This is a genomic window from Lichenibacterium minor (assembly GCF_004137685.1).
Classification (GTDB): Bacteria; Pseudomonadota; Alphaproteobacteria; order Rhizobiales; family Beijerinckiaceae; genus Lichenihabitans; species Lichenihabitans minor.
Window position 1 is genome coordinate 1 of sequence record NZ_QYBB01000005.1, and the last position, 17,083, is coordinate 17,083.

A 17,083-nucleotide genomic window follows, 5' to 3' on the forward strand; every position below is an offset into this window, starting at 1 on the left:
CCGGGCCGATGCCACGCGACCCTGTATCGGGTCCGCGCCGACACCGTCAAGGCGAGGCGCCGGACCGGCGGGGCCGCCCCCGGAGGCGGCCGGCCCGCGGATCGGGGGATCCGGGGCGGCGTCAGAACAGGCGGCCGCCGTTCGGGACCGCGCGGGTCGGCACGGCCAGGACCACCTCGCCGTCGGCGTCCGGCAGGCCGAGGGTGAGCACCTCGGACATGAAGGGCCCGATCTGCCGCGGTTCGAAGTTCACGACGGCACAGACCTGCCGGCCGACGAGGCCGGCCGGGTCGTAATGCCGCGTGATCTGCGCCGAGGACGTCTTGCGGCCGATCTCCGGCCCGAAGTCGATGACGAGCTTGATGGCGGGCTTGCGCGCGTCCGGGAAGGGATCGGCCTTCACCACCGTGCCGACGCGCACGTCGATGCGGCGGAAATCGTCGAAAGCGGCGACCGCCGCGACCGGCTCGGGGCCGGACCCGCCGATCAGAGCGCCGTCTCGGCGTCGACCCCGTCGATGTCGCTCGCGCGCGTCGCGGCGTCGGGGCGACGGTCGCGCGACCGTCGGCGCGCGTCCATCATGGCGCGGCCCATGATGCGCAGGGGCGATACGAGGCGGTCGAGGTCGTCGAGCCGCGCCACCCAGGTCTCGCCCTTGGTCAGCTCGCGGTCCAGCGCCGCCATGGTCCGGGCCTGGCCGGGATCCTCGTCGGCGAACCACGCGTCGAGCACCCGGCCCCAGGACAAGGCCATGCCCTGCAGCTTGAAGCCCGCCATCTTGCCGTCGACGTCCACGCCCGCGGCGGCCAGCATGAAGCGCATCGAGTTCACCACCACGCCGTTCAGCGCCGCCGCCGTCAGCGGATCGCGCCGCACGTGTTCCATGATGCCCTGGAGGCCGAGCTTGTAGGGCGCCATGGCGTCGAGCCGCCGCATCAGCACGTCGAACACGCGCTCGCGCGGCGCCTCGTCGGCGAGCACCTGGTTCTCCTGCTTCAGGACGATGTGGTCGATCTTGCGGGCGAAGCCCGCCAGAACGGCGCCCTTCGACGGGAACGCGTCGCGGAACTCCGACAGGGACACGCCGGCGCGGGTGGCGACGTCGGTCAGGCCGAAGTCGTCCCATTCCCGCTCGGCCGACAGCTCCATCAGCGCCTCGATGATCCGGTCCTTGGTCGACGGCGCGGGCCCGGCGGGCTTCGGGGTGATGTCGGGGCCGGCGACGTCGTCGCTGCGCTCGTCGGGGGTCATGCTGCCTCTCCTCATCGCCCGTCTCGGGCCGTCACGGGCGCAAACGCACCGGACGGCGACGGGGTCCTCCCACCCATCTGGGGTGGCGACACGCCGGGGCCAAAGGCGCGAACGGCGGCGAAAGCGCGCGACGCCCCCCAGGCTTCAGCCGGCGAGCTCCCGCGCGCGGCGGTGGGCCGCCCCGGCTGCCGCGGCCAGGAGGTCGGCGAGCGCGCCGTCCGCCATCAGCACGGCGAGCGCCGCCGCCGTGGTGCCGCCCGGCGACGTCACGTTCTGCCGCAGCGCCGCGGGCGCGAGGTCGGCGTGGCGGTGCATCATCTCGCCGGCGCCCTCGACCGTCGCGCGGCCGAGCCGGGCCGCGAGGTCGGGGGGGAGCCCGAGTCGCACGCCGGCCTCGGCCAGCGCTTCGGCGAGCAGGAACACGTAGGCGGGCCCCGAACCCGAGATCGCCGTCACGACGTCGATCTGGTCCTCGTGGTCCAGGCGCTCGACGAGCCCCACGGCGCCGAGCCAGCGCTCGACGCGCGTCAGGGCGGGTTCCGGCAACCGGCCGTCGCCGGCGATCCCCGTGGCGCCGCGGCCGACGGAGGCCGGCAGGTTCGGCATGGCGCGGACGCAGCCCGCCGCGCGCGGGAACTTCGCCGCGAGGTCGGCCAGGGTGCGCCCTGCCAGGATCGACACGACGGCGGTGTTCGGGCCCGCCCAGGGCTCGATCCCGGGCGCCGCGGCGTCGAGCCCCTGAGGCTTTACGGCCAGCAGCAGCGTATTCACGGGGTGCGCGACGGGCGGGTTCAGCGCGACGCCGTGTTGGCGGCACGATCGGAGAAGCGCGTCGGAAGGCTGGGTGTCGAGCACGGCGATGCGCGATCCGGCCACGCCCCGCGCCAGCCAGCCATCGAGCATCGCGCCGCCCATGCGGCCCGCGCCGACGAGCAGGATGGTGTCGTCGGCGTCACCCGTGCCCACGTGGGCCACGTTCGCGCCGGCCACGTCCGCGCTGTCCATGTCCGCGCTCACGCTTCGCCCTGCGTTTCGAACATGGCGCCGTCGAGGGCTTCGCGGGCGGACTTGCCGGCCCAGAGCACGAACTGAAAAGCCTGAAAATAGCGGTCGCAAGCCGACACGGCCATGGTCAGGATGGCTTCGCACTGGCGACCGTCCGGGTCGGCGCCGCCCGATATCAGCAGCGAATGGCGGAACATCACCACGTGCTCCTTGCTCCACAGGTCGAAGTGGCCGATCCACAGCTGTTCGTTGATCATCGCCACGAGCGACTGGATCTCGACGCGGCGGCGCTCCGGCACCTTCAGGTCGAAGGCGCAGCCGACGTGGAGCGCTTCGAGGTCCGACAGCCACGTGAAAGCGACGTGGTAGTCGGCCGCCTTGCCCTCGACCGAGATGGAGATTTCGTCCTCGTCCTCGCGGTCGAACGACCATTCGCGTGACGACGCGAGCCGTTCCACGACGTCGACGGGATGTTCGTCGCGGGAAGGTTCGAAGGGGAGAAGCGACATGCGGGGACTCATCGTTCTTTGGGCACCGAGGATGGCGCCGGGACCTTGCCCCGCACTCTCCCCTTCCGTCCGACCGCGGCGGCCCACCGAATGCCGGCGGGCAGGCGCGGGCGAATCACCCTCGTCCCAACTATAGACTCCGGGTCCACCCGAAAGAACCTGGGGCGCCCCGCGGCACCCCGACATCCCTGCGGATAAATGATGCAGCTTGTGGAGAAGGTCAGGCCCGGGCGGAGGCCGAAACGCCGCCGCCCCGGCGGTGTGACTTGCGGTCAAAGAACAGCACCTGGCTGATGACCGCGCGCAGCGTTTCCACCGAGAAGGGCTTGGCGATCAGGAAGGCCGGCTCGGGCGGCGCGCCGGTGAGGAAGCGCTCGGGATAGGCAGTGATGAAGATCACCGGCACTTCGAAGGCGCCCAGGATCTCGTTCACGGCTTCGAGGCCCGACGAGCCGTCGGCGAGCTGGATGTCGGCGAGGATCAGGCCGGGCTGGTGGTGCTGCACCGCCTTCAAGGCTTCGCGGTGCGTGCGGGCCACGTCGACCACCTTGTGGCCGAGGTCTTCGACGACGTTCTGCAGGTCGAGGGCGATCAACGGTTCGTCCTCGATGATGAGGACGTCGGTCGAGATCTGCGCGGCGATCTCGGAATTGGCGGATTCCAGCAGGGCGCGGGCATCGTCGACGGAGCAGTCGATGGTTCGTGCCACTTCACCGATGTCGAAGCCTTCGAGCGCGGTCAGGAGCAGGGCCACGCGCGGCATGATGGAGATGGCTTCGAGGCGCCGGACGGTGCCGACCTCGTCGGTCGACGACGCGGAGCCGTCCGTCACGGTGTTGACCGACACCGAGCGCCACAGGTTCAGGAACAGCTTGTACAGGCTGCAGCGCACGTCGGCGCCGGCATCGAGGTTGCTCGGGTCCGCCACGATGGCTTCGAGCGTCTCGACCACGTAGGCATCGCCACCCTTCTGGCTTCCCGTCAGGGCCCGCGCGAAGCGCCGCAGCTGCGGCAGGTGCGGAGCGATCGCCTGTGAAATCGACATTCTAACCTCAGTCCAACGTCGCGAAGCGCACAGCGCTGCGCAGGAAAACGCGCGAATCCGAAAATAGTTTCGGGAGCTGGAACATTAATTTTACCGCGGCGTTCTCGAACCGCGACGGCCGTTGCGGACCCTCGGGTGATACCCCCATGCGGTTGTCCGGAGATTAATCCCCGGCCTGCTGGACCGCAAGCCGTGGAACTAGAGTGGGCCGGGGCGAGTGAATCGACGATGAACCCAGAAGAAGAGAACGAACGCGCCATGCCGTCGAAGCAGGACACGAGCGGATCGGCTGACGCTGGCGGCGAGACTTCGGGGTCCGAGGACGCTGCCCGGCCGGGCGTCACCGACGTCCAGGCCTACATCGGCCGCCAGCTGCGGGCCGTCTACGACGACGTGGTCAAGCAGCCGATCCCCGATCGCTTCCTCGCCCTGATGAAGCAACTCGAAGAGGGCGCGGGCCAGGGCTGAGCCCTGGCCCGACGGGCGGAGCGGACGGCCGGCGAAAGCCGCACGGCGGGAAGCTTTCGCCCCACCAGCCTTGTTTCCTCCACACCGGTCGCCCAGGGAACCGTCCTCGTTCAGGAGGGTGGCCCGATGCGGCGTTGGTTGTGGATCGTCGGCGCGGTCGTCGTGCTGGGTGCGGCCTACTGGGCCTGGCCTCTCGCGGGCGCGGCACAGCTCGCCAGCACGGCGCGGGGCGGCGATGCCGGCCAGGTGTTCGATCGCGTCGACGTTGACAGCTTGCGGCGCTCCCTCGCCCGGCAGATCGCCGGCGCCTATCTCGACGTGTCCGGCAAGGGCAAGAAGATGGGCGCCTTCGGCCGAAGCCTCGCGGGCGCGGCCGTGACCACGGTGGCCGACCCCTACGTGGCGCAGCTCCTCACGCCCGACAACGTCATGGCGCTGCTGTCCAGCGGGCACGTGAACCAGGTGACCCTCGACGGCCGCCCGGTGGCGGTGAAGGCCGACCTGCCCGAGTTTTCGCGGCTGCTCGACGAGCACCTCCTGTCCGCCGTGACGGGATCCTACTTCGACCAGCTCAAGGACTTCGTCATCCCGGTCGACGGAGGCCACGGACCCGACGACCTTTACGGCGTCCACATGCACCTCGTGGGCCTCACCTGGAAGCTCGGTGGGCTCGACCTGCCGACCCCCGTCCTCGAGCAGATGGCGCGCTCGATCCTCGCCAACGAGCCGCCGGCGGCGCTGTGACGGCCCGGCCCGGCCCCGTTGCGGCGTGAACGGGCTTCTGCGGGTGGAGGTCTAGACCGGCACGCGCACCGTCGCGCGAAGCCCGCCCAGGGGACTCTCGCTGAGCTGGATGTCGCCGCCGTGCGAGCGTGCGATGTCGCGCGCGATGGCGAGGCCGAGCCCCGTGCCGCCCTGGTCCTGGTTGCGCGCGGGGTCCAGGCGGAAGAAGGGGCGGAACACGTCTTCCCGCTTGTCGGCCGGGATGCCCGGCCCGTCGTCGTCGACGTGGACGGTGAAGAAGCGGTCGTCGCGCCGCGCCACGATCTCGATCCTGTTCCCGTAGCGCCCGGCATTGCCGACGAGGTTGGCGAGGCAGCGCTTGAAGCTGTCCGGCCGCACGATCACCCCCGTTTCGCCCGTGACGGCGATGCCCGTGGCGTGGCCGTGGCGCTCGGCATCCGAGCGGAGCTCCTCGAGCAGGGCCCGCATGTCCATCATCACGGAGGTTTCGCCGGCGTCCCCCCGCGCGAAAGCGAGGTAGGCTTCGAGCATGCGCCCCATCTCGTCGATGTCGCGGTGCATGGCTTCCGCGTCCGGCCCGTCGTCGAAGAGTTCGAGGCTGAGCTTGAAGCGCGTCAGCACGGTCCTGAGGTCGTGGCTGACGCCGTTCAGCATGGTGGTGCGCTGTTCCACGGCGCGCTCGATGCGCCGCCGCATCTCCAGGAAGGCGTAGCCCGCCCGGCGCACTTCCGTGGCGCCGTTGGGCCGGTATTCGATGAGGCGGCCCTTGCCGAGGTTCTCGGCCGCGATGGCGAGCCGCAGGATCGGGCGGATCTGATTGCGCAGGAAGGCCGTGGCCACGATGATCAGCACCGCCGAGGTGCCCACCATCCACAGGATGAAGATGTAGGAGTTCGACGCGTAGGCGGCCGAGCGCCGCGCGATGACGCGCAGCACCGCGGTGTCGAGCTGGATGCGGATCTCGATGAAGTTCGAGCGCCCCACCGTGTCGATCCAGAACGGCAGGCCGACCTGCTTGCGGATCTCGCCCGACAGCGAACGGTCGAGGAGCTGAAGGAAGGGCTTCGGCAGCGCCGGCGGCAGGGGCTGGGGCGGCAGGAAGTCGATGTCGAGCCCGAGCCGGTTCGACGCGATGCGCTCCAGGGCTTCCGTGCCCTCGCCGGCCGGCAGGGCGCGGTACAGGTCGATGGTGGCGGCGACGTCCTGCACCAGCGCCTGGCTGAGGCGAAACGTCACCGACTGCCAGTGCCGCTCCAGGAAGAAGTAGCTCATCACGCACTGCAGCAGCAGCATCGGCACGATGAGGATCAGCAGCGCGCGGGAATAGAGCCGCTTCGGCAGGGCGTCGGCGACGGCGCGCATCACGCGGAAGCCCCAGCGGCGGCGCCCCCGCGCGGCGCCGGCCGGGGTCGGCGAAGCGGGGGCGGCTTCCGGGGCGGGAGCGGTCGGCGCCGCGTCCCCGTCCGAGAAGCGAGCGGCCGTCAGGTCACGGATCGAGGAGGAGGCGATAGCCGAGCCCTCTCACGGTCTGGAGGTAGGCGGGGTTGGCGGGGTCGCTCTCGATCTTGCGCCGCAGCCGGTTGACCTGGACGTCCACCGTGCGCTCGTTGCCGCCTTCGGCTGCGGCGAGCCCCGCCAACTCCTCGCGCGACACCGTGGCGCCGGCGGCCGAGCTGAGCAGGCACAGCATGTCGCGCTCGCGCTCGGTGATGCGGATCGGCTCGTCGCCCTGGCGCAACTCGCCGCGCTCGGGATGGAAGGCGAAGGGCCCGAAGCGCGCCACGCCGTCCGGCTTCGGCGCGCGGGGCGCGGCGCGGCGCAGGATGGAGGCGATGCGCAGCAGCAGCTCGCGCGGCTCGTAGGGCTTGGCGAGATAGTCGTCCGCCCCCGCTTCGAGCCCGCGCACGCGGTCGTCGGCCCCGTCGAGCGCGGTGAGCATCAGGATCGGCACTTCGGACGTGCGCCGCACGTCGGCGGCGAAATCCACGCCCGTCTCACCCGGCATCATCACGTCGAGGATCAGCAGGTCGAAGGCGAGCGAGCGCAGGTGCCCCCGCGCTTCGGCGGCCGTGGCGGCCAGGGTCACGCGGTAGCCGTTCTTGCCGAGCACGCGCGACAGCAGTTCGCGGATGCGCCGGTCGTCGTCGACCAGGAGGAGGTGGGCGGCGTCGTCCGCCAGCGGCGCCGGGCGCTCGTCGAGGGAAGCGCCGTTCACGCGGCGTGCTCCCGCGACGCGTCGTCCCGCCGGACCGCCGCCTCGGCGGCGGGAAGCGCCGGCTCGCCGAACACGAGGTCGACCACGCGGTCGCGCTCGCCGGCATCGATCATGCCGAGCAGGAACTCCACCGCTTGGCGCCGCACTTCGGGAGGCAGGGGCGACAAGGCCCGCTCGAACCGGGCGGAATGGAGATAGGCGAGGTCGACGGCGAGCCGGCCCCCCGTCGGGGTGACGTGGAGCGTGCGGCGTCGGCGGTCGCTCGTGCCCGTCCGCACTTCGATGAAGGCGCCGTCGGTCAAGTCCTTCATGACGCGGTTCAGGCTCTGCTTGGTGATCTTGAGGATGTCGAGCAGCGACGCGACCGTGAGGCCGGGATGGCGGTCGACGAAATGGAGCACGCGATGGTGCGCGCGCCCGAAGCCGAGCCCCGCGAGCTGCCGGTCGGCGTCGGCGGTGAAATCGCGATAAGCGAAGAAGAAGAGCTCGATCAGGTCGTACAGCGGCGGCGGCGCGGCCACCGCCGCGCCCGACGGCACTTGTCCCACGACCTTCGGCTCAGCCAAGGGACGGCCCCCGCGCGGCAGACTGTGTCAGCATGCTTGTCAGATTTCAGGCCGGGGGTCGCTCGTCAAGCGCCGCCGCGGCGACGCGCCGGCCCGGGCGGCCCGGCGCCCGGCCGCACGGAGCGCGATCGGGAACCCGTCGCGCGGGAGCTGCAGGCTGATCCGCGATGCGCCAGCCGTCAGGGGGCCGGCGTCCGCAGCGCCGCCAACCCGCGGCGCTGCCGCCCGTTCTCGTCGAAATTGTCCGGCGCCAGCCACAGGTCGAAGGCGCGCCGCGCCGCCGGCCAGTCCCGGTCCGTCATCGCGTACCAGGCCGTGTCGCGGCTTCGGCCCTTCACGATCATGTGCTGGCGGAACACGCCCTCGAAGGTGAAGCCGAGCCGCTCAGCGGCGGCGCGGGACGGCGCGTTCAGCGCGTTGCATTTCCACTCGTAGCGGCGGTAGCCGAGGCCGTCGAACACGTATCCGGCGAGCAGCGCCATGGCTTCCGTGGCGGCCGGCCGCCGCTGCAGCGCCGGCGTGAACAGGACGTTGCCGACCTCGATCGCCCGATGGGCCGGCTCCTGCCGCATCAGCGCGGCATAGCCCACGGCGTGTCCCGACGCCGCGTCGACGATGGCCCAGAACAGGGGATCGGACGAGGCCGCCTTGGCGGCGAGGTCGGCGGCCAAGCCGGCTTCATCGGCGTAGGGCCCGTCGAACAGGTAGTCCCAGACCGCGTCGGCGCCGGCGACGCTTCGCCACAGTGCCGGGCCGTGGCGGGCGGCGTCGAGCGGCTCCAGCCGCACGAAGCGCCCGTCGAGCACCTTCCGCTCGGGTCGGGGCGCGGGCGCAGGGTCGACCGGGGGGCCTTTGGGACGGTCGGTCGGGCGGGTTTCCGTCATGGCGTGGTCCTACTCGGCCGCGGAGCGCTCGGGCGTGCCGAAAAGGTCGAGAGTTTCCGGTCGGGGCGCTTCGTCGGGTATCCGCGCGGGGGCGTTCGGGTCGCCGGGCGCCGTTTCCCATCCCAGCTCGGGCACGGCGGCGACGCGGTTGCCGGACATGTCGGAGCGCGTGACCACGAGGTCGCCCTTGTCGAGGTGCTTGACGCGCGAGCGGGCCCGGCCGGCCGAATGCATGCCGCAGCGCCGCGCCACCTCGCTGTCGGACGGGCAGGGAGCGCCCGCCAAAGCCGCCGCGGCGACGATGAGGTAGACGGCCTGCAGGTCGTCGGGGATCGCGCGGGCGACGCCGAGCGCCCGGTCCCAGTCGGCACCCGAGGCGAGTTCGGGGTCGAGCCCGGATCGCGCGGCGTTGATGTGGAGCCGGAACTCCGCCGGCGCCACCGCGCCGACCTTGCCGATGCGGCACCGCACCTGAAAATCGCCGAACAGCACCGGCTCGGGCCGGAAGAAGCTGTCCGGGTCCGCCATGATCTCGCGGGCGATCGCCCTCAACGCCCGTTCGCGTTCCTCCGGCGGCAGGGCCGGCGCTTCCTCGGCCGGCACCGCGGTCGGCCGGTTGCGCACGATCTCCTCCAGGAGCTGGTTGACGGAGGGCGCCGGCGGCGCGGCGGCGCGGCGCTCCGCCGCGCTGGCGCGCGCCGGTCCCAGGGGCACGGGGGCCAGGATGAGGTCCCGGGCGTCGGCGCCCGCGGGCTCGGGCAGGGGCGTCAGCTTCGGGGTGCCGCCGCGCGGCGCCGTTTCGACGCTGCCGACCCTGATGGGCAGCGGGCGGCGCGACAGGGCGGGGCCGAGCGCCACGAAATGGCCGCGCTGCAGCTCGCGGAACACTTCCGCCTGCCGGCGCTCGAGCCCGAGCAGGTCCGCGGCGCGCGCCATGTCGATGTCGAGGAAGGTGCGGCCCATGAGGAAGTTGGTGGCTTCGGCCGCGACGTTCTTAGCGAGCTTGGCCAGGCGCTGCGTCGCGATGACGCCGGCGAGGCCGCGCTTCCGCCCGCGGCACATGAGGTTCGTCATGGCGCCGAGGGACAGCTTGCGCGCTTCCTCGCTGACGTCGCCCGACACCGCGGGGGCGAAGAGCTGGGCCTCGTCGACGATGATCAGCGCCGGGAACCAGTGGTCGCGGTCGGCGTCGAACAGCGCGTTGAGGAAGACCGCGGCGGCGCGCATCTGCATCTCGGCGTCGAGCTTCTCCAGCGTCAGCACGGCGGAGATGCGATGCTGGCGCACCCGCGCCGCGATGGTTTCGAGCTCGGCCACGGATCTGTCGCCGTCGACCACGACGTGGCCGAAGCGCTCGGCCAGGCCCACGAAGTCGCCCTCGGGGTCGATCACGACCTGTTGCACGTGGGGGGCGCTCTGTTCCAGCAGGCGGCGCAGAAGGTGCGACTTGCCCGAGCCGGAATTGCCCTGGACGAGGAGGCGCGTGGCCAGCAGCTCCTCGAGGTCGAGCATGGCGGGTCCGGGGACGGCGCCCGACGCGGCCGTGGCCCCCATGTCGATTTCGATCTTCATCGGTCCCACCCTAGCGCGAAACGGGGCCGCGGGGCAGGGGGCGGAGCCGGGCATCCCCAACGCTTCAGCGGTGGGGCGGGCCGACGGCAAGGGTTCGTTCAGATCCCCGTCGCACTCTCGTGGCCAGGAGATCGCGCCCATGAGCTTCATCCCAGCCGGCTTCGTGCCCGCCGGCCTCGTCCCCCACCTGTCCCTGCAGGCGTCGCCATCCATGCTGGCGATCGGCTTCTCGGTGCTGCTCGTTCTGTCGCTCGTCGCCGCCGAGGAGATCGAGGTGCGGCGCGTCCGCCCGTCCGAGGTTTCCGACGGCTGACGGCGGACCGGTCAAGGGCGGCCTGCGGTCCATCGCTCCGCGACGCGGAGCTCGGTTCCACCCCGGCGGCGGCCCACTCCGGTGTTCCAGCGATCCGCGGTCGCGTCACTCCGCGGCGGCGAGCCGGCCCCGCATGCCGTCGAGCACCGCTTGGCCCGAGCGCCCCGCATCGGCGGGGTCGACGAACGTGTCGGCGCTCTGCGCCACGGGTTCCATGTGGCCGAACCGGCGGATCTGCCACGCGAAGCCCCGGGGACGGTCGGCGGCCCGCACCACCACCATCACGAGCTGATGCTCCTCGGGAAACTGCGTCTTGTGGTCCCGCTTGCGTTGCCGCGCCAGGGCGGCGGCTTCCCGCGCCGCTTCGGTGAAGTGGCGCCTCGTTTTCTCACAGGTCGGCATCGATCCTACCCTCGTCCATCGCGGCCGCCGGGCCTGATCCGGCCGGGGCCGCGCAGCCTGCCGCGCCCGCGGCGACGCGGGGCCGCGACGAGGCCGCCCCGCTGACCGCATAGGAGCAAGGGCAGCGGCGGACGGCATTCACATGGGATAGGTCAAATGCAGATCGCGGGAGAATAGTCCGCCCCGGCGGGCGACGAACCACCGATGAAGCACAGTTCCCCGGGGACGCTTTTTGCGACATCACGCCGCGGTGACTTGTGGGTCCGCGGCTTCAAGACGAGGCGAGCGGCGCCACGCCGACGTGTTCGGCGAAGAAGCGCAGCATCTCGCCCGACGCATCCGGCCCCTGCGGGTCGGTGTAGGATCCCGCGGTGCTGCCGCCCGACCAGGCGTGGCCGGAACCGTGGACGATCCATTGCTCGACGACGGTCCGCCCCGCGGCGTCGACGCGGCGCGTCCGGCGGTACGCCCGCCCGCCGGGCACGGCGCCGTCCTCGCTGGTGGTGTCGACCGCCGCGGCCCGGACGGCCTGGGCGGCGACCTCGTCGGCGTTGACGGGATGCACGGTGGAGTCCCGGTCGCCGTGGAACACGATGGCGGGCACCGCCGCCGCGCCGGTGTCGGACACATGCGGGCCCGCGCCGGCGCGCATCGCCGCGAAGGCGGAGTTGACGTCGTGGGCGGCGCCGCAGGCCAGGCCCGAATGCACCCCCACGGCGGCGTAAAGGTCCGGGTAGCGCTGTCCCATCGTGGCGGCGAGCGCGCCGCCGGCGGACAGGCCGGCCACGTAGACGCGGGCGGGGTCGACCAGCCGGCGCGCCATCACGTCGCGCGTGATGCCGGCGATCAGCGCCGGCTCGCCGCTGTCCCGCTTCTGGTCGGTCCCCTTGAACCAGTTCCAGCACCTTTGCCCGTTGGCGGCGGACGTCTGCGCCGGGTAGCAGACGAGGAAGCCGTCGCGCTCCGCCCAGTCGTTCATGCGGGTGCCGGCCGCGAAGTCGTCGGGGGACTGGGTGCAGCCGTGCAGCATGACGACCAGCGGCAGGGCGACGCCCGCCTCGGCGCAAGCCGGCACGTAGAGCTTGTAGGCGCGCCGGCCGGCCCCGTCGGCGAAGGGCACCTCCGTGAAGGTCCCGCGTGCCGCCGCGGCCGGCACGGGCTGGGCGACCGTGAACGGGTTGAAATATTGGAAGCTGTCGAAGGCGTCCTGGAAGTCCGACATCATGCCGTCGAAGAGGCTCGACGGGGGCGGGCGGCGGGGAACCACGTCGGCGGTGTCGCCCTTGAGGGTCCGCTGGACGAAGGTCCCCGCGTCGCCGCCGCGGCCGGCCCGCGGCATCCTGGAGGCGCCGATCATCCCGGCTCGAAACAGCTGCGTCATGGCGTCGTGTCCTGCTGGTCCGTCGCGACGGAGGGAGGCGGGGCGCGGCCCGCCGGCCGTCCCGGTGATGCGGACCTGGAGCGGCCCGTCTGTCGAGGGCGACGCGACGCCGCCCCCTTCCACGGCGATGGCCGCCGCGGCTTTTGTTGCGCTGCACAATGGATATGCAACGTCCATATTGCAATGCACCGATCGGAAGGTGGTTGCCCGTCCCGCGCCGCGGTCGGGGCTGCCCCGCGCCCGACGAGCCCCTGCGCGACGCCATCCTGGGCGCGAAGCTTGAAGGATCCGTGCCCGCCGCCGCCCGTCCCCGCCGGGCGACGCGGCCCTTGACGCGGCGCGGGCCGCTTCGCAAACCGAGGACGAAGCGATGTCGACCTTCGAGGAGCCCACCATGCAGCACCATCCCGCCATCGCCCCCGGCCGCACCGCCGTCGTCACGGGCGGCGCCAGCGGCATCGGCCTCGCGGCCGGCAAGCGGTTCGCGTCGCTCGGCCTCAACGTCGTGCTGGCCGACCTCGCCGGCGACGCCCTCGACGCCGCGCGCGCCGCGGTGATGATGGCGGCGTCGGCCGCGGGGGCGACGGATCCGTCGGCGGCGGTGCGCGCCGTGCCCACCGACGTGGGCCGCATGGACGACATGCGCGTCCTGAAGGAGACCGCCTACGAGGCCTTCGGCGACGTGGCGGTGCTGATGAACAACGCGGCCATCAGCCCCGTCGGCAAGCCGTGGGACGCCTACGGCGACTGGCAGCGGCTGCTGGCCACCAACCTGTGGGGCGTCATCAACGGCGTGCAGGCCTTCGCGCCGGCTTTGTTGGAGGCCGGCAAGCCCGCCGCCATCGTCAACACGGGCTCGAAGCAGGGCATCACCACGCCGCCCGGCAATGCCGCCTACAACGTCAGCAAGGCGGGCGTGAAGGCCTTCACCGAGGCCACCGCCTACGAGCTGCGGGAAACGCCGAACTGCGCCGTGACGGCACACCTGCTCATCCCCGGTTTCACCTTCACGGGCCTGACCAACGCGTCCGAGAAGCCCGCCGCGGCCTGGACGGCCGAGCAGGTCGTCGCCTTCATGCTCGACGCCATGGCGAGCGGCGACTTCTACATCCTGTGCCCCGACAACGATGTCGATCGCGCCACCGACGAGAAGCGCATGGCCTGGGCCATGGGCGACGTGATCGAGAACCGCCCGGCCCTGTCGCGCTGGCACCCGGATTTCAAGGACGCCTTCGCGCGTCACATGGCCGGCTGAGCGCCGCGGCCGTGCGGGTCCGGCCGGGGCTGCCGCGGCGCGTGGGGGCGGCCTGGCCCGCTGCCGCCGCCGCTCTGCTCTGCGCGGGGGCGGCCGGCACGGCCGCCGTCACGGTCGCGGCGGTGTACCGCCTCCACGTGCCGCTGCCCTACTGGGACGAGTGGTACACGATCGCGCATTTCCGCCACTTCGCCGAGGGCGGCTACGGGATCGCCGACCTCGCCGCGCAGCACAACGAGCACAGGCTCCTGTTTCCGCGGCTGTTCTTCTTCGCCGACGAGGTGCTGTTCGGGTTTTCGGGCGTCCTCGACGCCACCGTGACCCTGGTCCTCCAGGCCGTCAACGCCGCCCTGCTGATCGCCTGGATGAGGTGCCTCGTCGCTCGGGCCGCCCATCGGGCCCTGCTGGCGGGGCTCGTGGTGGTGCTGCTCTTCACGCTGCGGCAGGAGCAGAACTTCACCAACGGTTTCCAGCTCCAGTTCGTCGGCGTCTTCACCGCTGCGGCGCTGGCGGGCTCGGCCTACGTCGCCGCGCTCGATCGCCTGCGGGACGCGCGCCGGGGCAGCGCACCCTTCTTCGCCCTGGCGGCGCTCGGTTGCGCGGTGTCGACCTACACCATGGCCAACGGCCTGCTGGTGGGGCCCGTCCTGGCCGTCGCGGCCGTGTTGCGGCGCGCCCCGTGGTGGGTTTCGGCCGCCACGGCGGCGGCCTCCGTCAGCCTCGCGGCGCTGTTCGTCCACGGATACGCGCCCGGCGGCGACGGGCAGCCGCTGTCGCAGGCCCTGACGCACCCGCTGCCCTACGCCGTCTACGTCGCCGCCTATCTCGGCAATCCCCTTGACCTCGGGAGCCCGGCCGCCACCGCCCTGGGGTCGGTGGGGCTGGCCCTCGCGGCGGGTGCGGCGTGGCGGGTCCGCGACGGCGCGGCGCGCGACCCCGCCAGCCTCAAGCTCCTGATCCTCGCGGGCTTCGTGCTGGCGAGCGCCGCCGCGACCGCCTACGGCCGCATCGCGCTCGGCGTCGAACAGGCTTCGGAAAGCCGCTATGCCACGCCGTCGCTGCTGTTCTGGTGCGCGCTGGTGCTGTTCTGGTTTCCCGTCGCGGTCCGCCCGGGCCGCCGCCCGGCCGGCGCCTTCGCGCTGGGCGCGCTGGTGGCGCTGCTCGCCGTCGCGGCGCTCGCCGCCGAAGCGACGGCCTGGCCGGCGCTGGCGGAGCGCTCGGCCGCGTTGCGCCGCGTGTCGGACAGCCTCGTTTCCGGCCTCTACGACGGCGCCGCCGCGGGCGTCTACGAGACCACGCCGTGGGACGACATCCGCCCGGTGGTCCCCTTCCTGCGCCAGCACCGCCTCGCTGCCTTCGCGGATCCGACCGTCGCGGCGCTCGGCCAGCCGGTGGCGACGCTCGGGCGGATCGCCCCGCGGGACGCCTGCGAGGGGACCGTCGCGGCCCGCGCCGATCCGGCGCTCGGCCCGGGCGGCGTCAGGCTCGACGGGACGGCGCGGGACGGTGGCACCCGCGGCGCCCCGCGTCGCATCGTGGTGACGGACGGCACCGGCACGGTCGTCGGCTTCGGCTCGGCTTCCCTGCCGTCCCGGCCGTCCCGCCTGTGGTCCGCCTACGGCACGGGGGGGCCGGGGAGCGCCTTGCAGGCCTATGCCGAACTGGCCGACGGCGCCCTGTGCCCGCTGGGGACCGCCGCGATCGAATGACGGTCCGACGCCGGGCGGCGGGTCACTGCGCCGCCACCGGCGACGGGGCCACGGTGCCCTTCAGGCCCATGCGGTCGGCCACGGAGCCGATCGCCGCGACGACGACGTCCGGGTCCGACCATTGCGGCGAGTGCCCGCGCCCCTTCAGCAGCGCGATCGTGGCGCCCGGCAATTCGCGGGCCATGCGCTCGCCGTGGAAAAAGGCCGGCGCGATCGTGTCGCTGTCGCCCGCCACGATCGCGGTCGGGATGGCGATGTCCGGCAGCCGCGGCCCGAGCCCCGTCACGAAGGCATGGAGGTGGAACACGTCGGTGGCGTTGTTTTCGAACTCGTCCGGCCGCAGCACCAGTTCCACGCCCGTCCGCTCGGCGAAACGCGGCGGCACGGGCTCGGGGGCGAAGACGGACGCGATGCCGGCCGGCAACAGGAGTTGCCCGACGGGGAGCGTGACGATGTGGGTGAAGGCCGGCCCGAGCCAGCGCGACGCCGCCGGGGCGTAGTACCATTCGATGCCGGTCGGCCAGGGGTAGACGACCGGCGACAGCAGCACGACGCCCCCGGTGACGTCGCGATGGTCGAGCGCGAAGACCGCCGCCAGGGCGCCGCTCCAGCTGTGCCCCACCACCACCGCATCCGCCACCCCCAGGCGGTGCAGCCCGTCGGCGATGAGCGCGGCCTGCCGGGCGGGCGACGCGTCGCCCTCCTCGCCGTCGGGCCGGTCGCTCCATCCGTGGCCCGGACGGTCGAAGGCCAGCACGCGGAACCCCCGCTCGGCGAGCGGGGCGCCCAGGGGCACCATCATGTCGGCCTGGTTGCCGCTGGCGCCGTGCAGCAGCACCACGGTGCCGCGCGGCCGGCCCTGCGGTGTCCGCTCGGTGTAGTGGAGCCGGGCGCCGCCGCCGATTTCCACGAAGGCCCCGCCCGGCGGAAAGCGGCGCGAGATGACGCCGGTCTGCCACAGCGTGTAGAGCCAGCCGCCGAGCGCCAGGGCCGCCACCAGCACGGCGACGCCCGCGGCCGATCCCCAGGCGTACCTCAAGCCTCCGCGGTCCCGCGCCCGCCGCCCGCTCCCCCAGCCGTCAAAGATCCCGTCCTTCCACCGAGGGGGCCAGCTTGTCGACCGCTTTCCTCACGTCGGCGTTCCCCGGATAGACCGACAGGGCGCGGCGCAGGGCCCGGAGCGCCGCGGCCTCCTCGCCGTGCCGCGCCAGGATGAAGCCCATGCCGCTCAGCGCCCCGAAGTGGCGCGGCTCCAGCGCCAGGACGTGGCTGATGTCCTCCATCGCGCCCGCGTCGTCGCCGTCGAGGAAGCGCAGCGTGGCGCGCTTGTTCCAGGCCTCGGCCCAGCCGGGCCTGAGCTCGATGAGCTTGTCGAGCAGGGCCGCGGCGACGTCCTCGCGCTTGTCGCCCATGGCGGCCACCGCCCGCGTCATGAGGAGGTCCGCCGTATCGGAGCCGGAGTCGAGCCACAGGCGCTCGACCAGCGCGGCGATCCCCGTGGCCTCGTCGGGATCCTGGGCCTTGGCGAGCCGGTCCATCAGGCGGTCGAGCGTTTCGGCGCGGGTCGGGGGTTTCGGCGGCGGTGCCGGCGGTGCGTCGGCGGCGGGCTGGTCGGCGCGCGACCCGTCGGGGCCGGGGCGGAGCGGCACGGCGGGCCCCTTCAGGCCCGGGAAGCCCGGAAACGGGTCGACGCCGTCGGGGCTGCGATGGAAGAAGGGCAGGGGCACGGGCGATCGGGGTTCGCCATCGGGCGGCACGCCGTCG

19 protein-coding genes are annotated in these 17,083 nt (G+C 72.8%); 5 read left to right on the forward strand and 14 right to left on the reverse strand.

The window, feature by feature from the left end:
• Window positions 1-121 precede the first annotated feature (121 nt).
• The 5 genes from D3273_RS06255 to D3273_RS06275 form a co-directional block, all read right to left on the reverse strand.
• Window positions 122-487, reverse strand: a complete 366-nt coding sequence (locus tag D3273_RS06255) for a tRNA-binding protein (RefSeq protein WP_129224949.1) — start codon at window positions 485-487, stop codon at window positions 122-124.
• Window positions 487-1,251, reverse strand: coding sequence for a TetR/AcrR family transcriptional regulator (locus D3273_RS06260; RefSeq protein ID WP_245501033.1), 765 nt, complete (start codon window positions 1,249-1,251; stop codon window positions 487-489). The genes D3273_RS06255 and D3273_RS06260 overlap by 1 nt, the downstream gene beginning before the upstream one ends.
• 144 nt (window positions 1,252-1,395) lie before the next feature.
• Entirely contained in the window at window positions 1,396-2,256 is an 861-nt protein-coding gene (proC, locus tag D3273_RS06265; RefSeq protein WP_129224630.1) for a pyrroline-5-carboxylate reductase, read from the reverse strand.
• Window positions 2,257-2,264: 8 nt separating this feature from the next.
• A complete protein-coding gene (locus D3273_RS06270; protein ID WP_129224632.1) occupies window positions 2,265-2,765 on the reverse strand; it encodes a type III secretion system chaperone family protein in 501 nt (166 codons plus the stop codon).
• A 220-nt stretch (window positions 2,766-2,985) separates the two neighbouring features.
• Complete coding sequence (locus D3273_RS06275; RefSeq protein ID WP_129224634.1) at window positions 2,986-3,810, reverse strand: response regulator; 825 nt, start codon at window positions 3,808-3,810, stop codon at window positions 2,986-2,988.
• A gap of 228 nt (window positions 3,811-4,038) precedes the next feature.
• Between D3273_RS06275 and D3273_RS28725 the strand changes: the two genes are divergently transcribed.
• Together D3273_RS28725 and D3273_RS06285 are read left to right on the forward strand one after the other, a co-directional pair.
• The gene (locus tag D3273_RS28725; protein WP_129224636.1) at window positions 4,039-4,278 is read left to right on the forward strand and encodes a NepR family anti-sigma factor; all 240 of its coding nucleotides are present in this window, start codon (window positions 4,039-4,041) and stop codon (window positions 4,276-4,278) included.
• A gap of 126 nt (window positions 4,279-4,404) precedes the next feature.
• Window positions 4,405-5,022, forward strand: a complete 618-nt coding sequence (locus D3273_RS06285) for a DUF2939 domain-containing protein (protein ID WP_129224638.1) — start codon at window positions 4,405-4,407, stop codon at window positions 5,020-5,022.
• 51 nt (window positions 5,023-5,073) lie between these two features.
• On the opposite strand, the gene D3273_RS06290 is transcribed toward D3273_RS06285, so the two are convergent.
• The 5 genes from D3273_RS06290 to D3273_RS06310 all read right to left on the reverse strand — a co-directional run bounded on the left by D3273_RS06290 (window position 5,074) and on the right by D3273_RS06310 (window position 10,259).
• Window positions 5,074-6,384 (reverse strand): ATP-binding protein, encoded by a 1,311-nt coding sequence (locus tag D3273_RS06290; protein WP_129224640.1) that lies wholly within the window; start codon window positions 6,382-6,384, stop codon window positions 5,074-5,076.
• A 124-nt stretch (window positions 6,385-6,508) separates the two neighbouring features.
• On the reverse strand, window positions 6,509-7,237 hold the full coding sequence (locus tag D3273_RS06295) for a response regulator transcription factor (RefSeq protein ID WP_129224642.1): 729 nt from the start codon (window positions 7,235-7,237) through the stop codon (window positions 6,509-6,511).
• Window positions 7,234-7,803 carry a MarR family winged helix-turn-helix transcriptional regulator gene (locus tag D3273_RS06300; protein ID WP_428977758.1) on the reverse strand — a complete coding sequence of 190 codons (570 nt, stop codon included), beginning with the start codon at window positions 7,801-7,803 and terminating at the stop codon, window positions 7,234-7,236. The genes D3273_RS06295 and D3273_RS06300 overlap by 4 nt, the downstream gene beginning before the upstream one ends.
• Window positions 7,804-7,982: 179 nt before the next feature.
• Window positions 7,983-8,687, reverse strand: a complete 705-nt coding sequence (locus D3273_RS06305) for a GNAT family N-acetyltransferase (RefSeq protein WP_129224646.1) — start codon at window positions 8,685-8,687, stop codon at window positions 7,983-7,985.
• A gap of 9 nt (window positions 8,688-8,696) precedes the next feature.
• The gene (locus D3273_RS06310; protein ID WP_129224648.1) at window positions 8,697-10,259 is read right to left on the reverse strand and encodes an ATP-binding protein; all 1,563 of its coding nucleotides are present in this window, start codon (window positions 10,257-10,259) and stop codon (window positions 8,697-8,699) included.
• A 139-nt stretch (window positions 10,260-10,398) separates the two neighbouring features.
• Here D3273_RS06310 and D3273_RS28115 point away from each other — a divergent pair, with 139 nt between their 5' ends.
• Window positions 10,399-10,572: a hypothetical protein gene (locus D3273_RS28115; protein WP_165359394.1), complete on the forward strand. Its 174-nt coding sequence runs from the start codon at window positions 10,399-10,401 to the stop codon at window positions 10,570-10,572.
• Window positions 10,573-10,677: 105 nt separating this feature from the next.
• Here the strand turns inward: D3273_RS28115 and D3273_RS06315 are convergent, their stop codons facing one another.
• Together D3273_RS06315 and D3273_RS06320 are read right to left on the reverse strand one after the other, a co-directional pair.
• Window positions 10,678-10,974: a hypothetical protein gene (locus D3273_RS06315; protein WP_129224650.1), complete on the reverse strand. Its 297-nt coding sequence runs from the start codon at window positions 10,972-10,974 to the stop codon at window positions 10,678-10,680.
• Window positions 10,975-11,245: 271 nt separating this feature from the next.
• On the reverse strand, window positions 11,246-12,355 hold the full coding sequence (locus D3273_RS06320) for an extracellular catalytic domain type 1 short-chain-length polyhydroxyalkanoate depolymerase (protein ID WP_129224652.1): 1,110 nt from the start codon (window positions 12,353-12,355) through the stop codon (window positions 11,246-11,248).
• Window positions 12,356-12,725: 370 nt separating this feature from the next.
• Here D3273_RS06320 and D3273_RS06325 point away from each other — a divergent pair, with 370 nt between their 5' ends.
• Window positions 12,726-13,610 (forward strand): SDR family NAD(P)-dependent oxidoreductase, encoded by an 885-nt coding sequence (locus D3273_RS06325; RefSeq protein ID WP_245501034.1) that lies wholly within the window; start codon window positions 12,726-12,728, stop codon window positions 13,608-13,610.
• 11 nt (window positions 13,611-13,621) lie between these two features.
• Complete coding sequence (locus D3273_RS06330) at window positions 13,622-15,319, forward strand: hypothetical protein (RefSeq protein ID WP_129224654.1); 1,698 nt, start codon at window positions 13,622-13,624, stop codon at window positions 15,317-15,319.
• A gap of 22 nt (window positions 15,320-15,341) precedes the next feature.
• Here the strand turns inward: D3273_RS06330 and D3273_RS06335 are convergent, their stop codons facing one another.
• Window positions 15,342-16,358, reverse strand: coding sequence for an alpha/beta fold hydrolase (locus tag D3273_RS06335; RefSeq protein WP_165359395.1), 1,017 nt, complete (start codon window positions 16,356-16,358; stop codon window positions 15,342-15,344).
• A 40-nt stretch (window positions 16,359-16,398) separates the two neighbouring features.
• A complete protein-coding gene (locus tag D3273_RS06340; protein WP_129224658.1) occupies window positions 16,399-17,046 on the reverse strand; it encodes a tetratricopeptide repeat protein in 648 nt (215 codons plus the stop codon).
• Window positions 17,047-17,083: the final 37 nt, after the last annotated feature.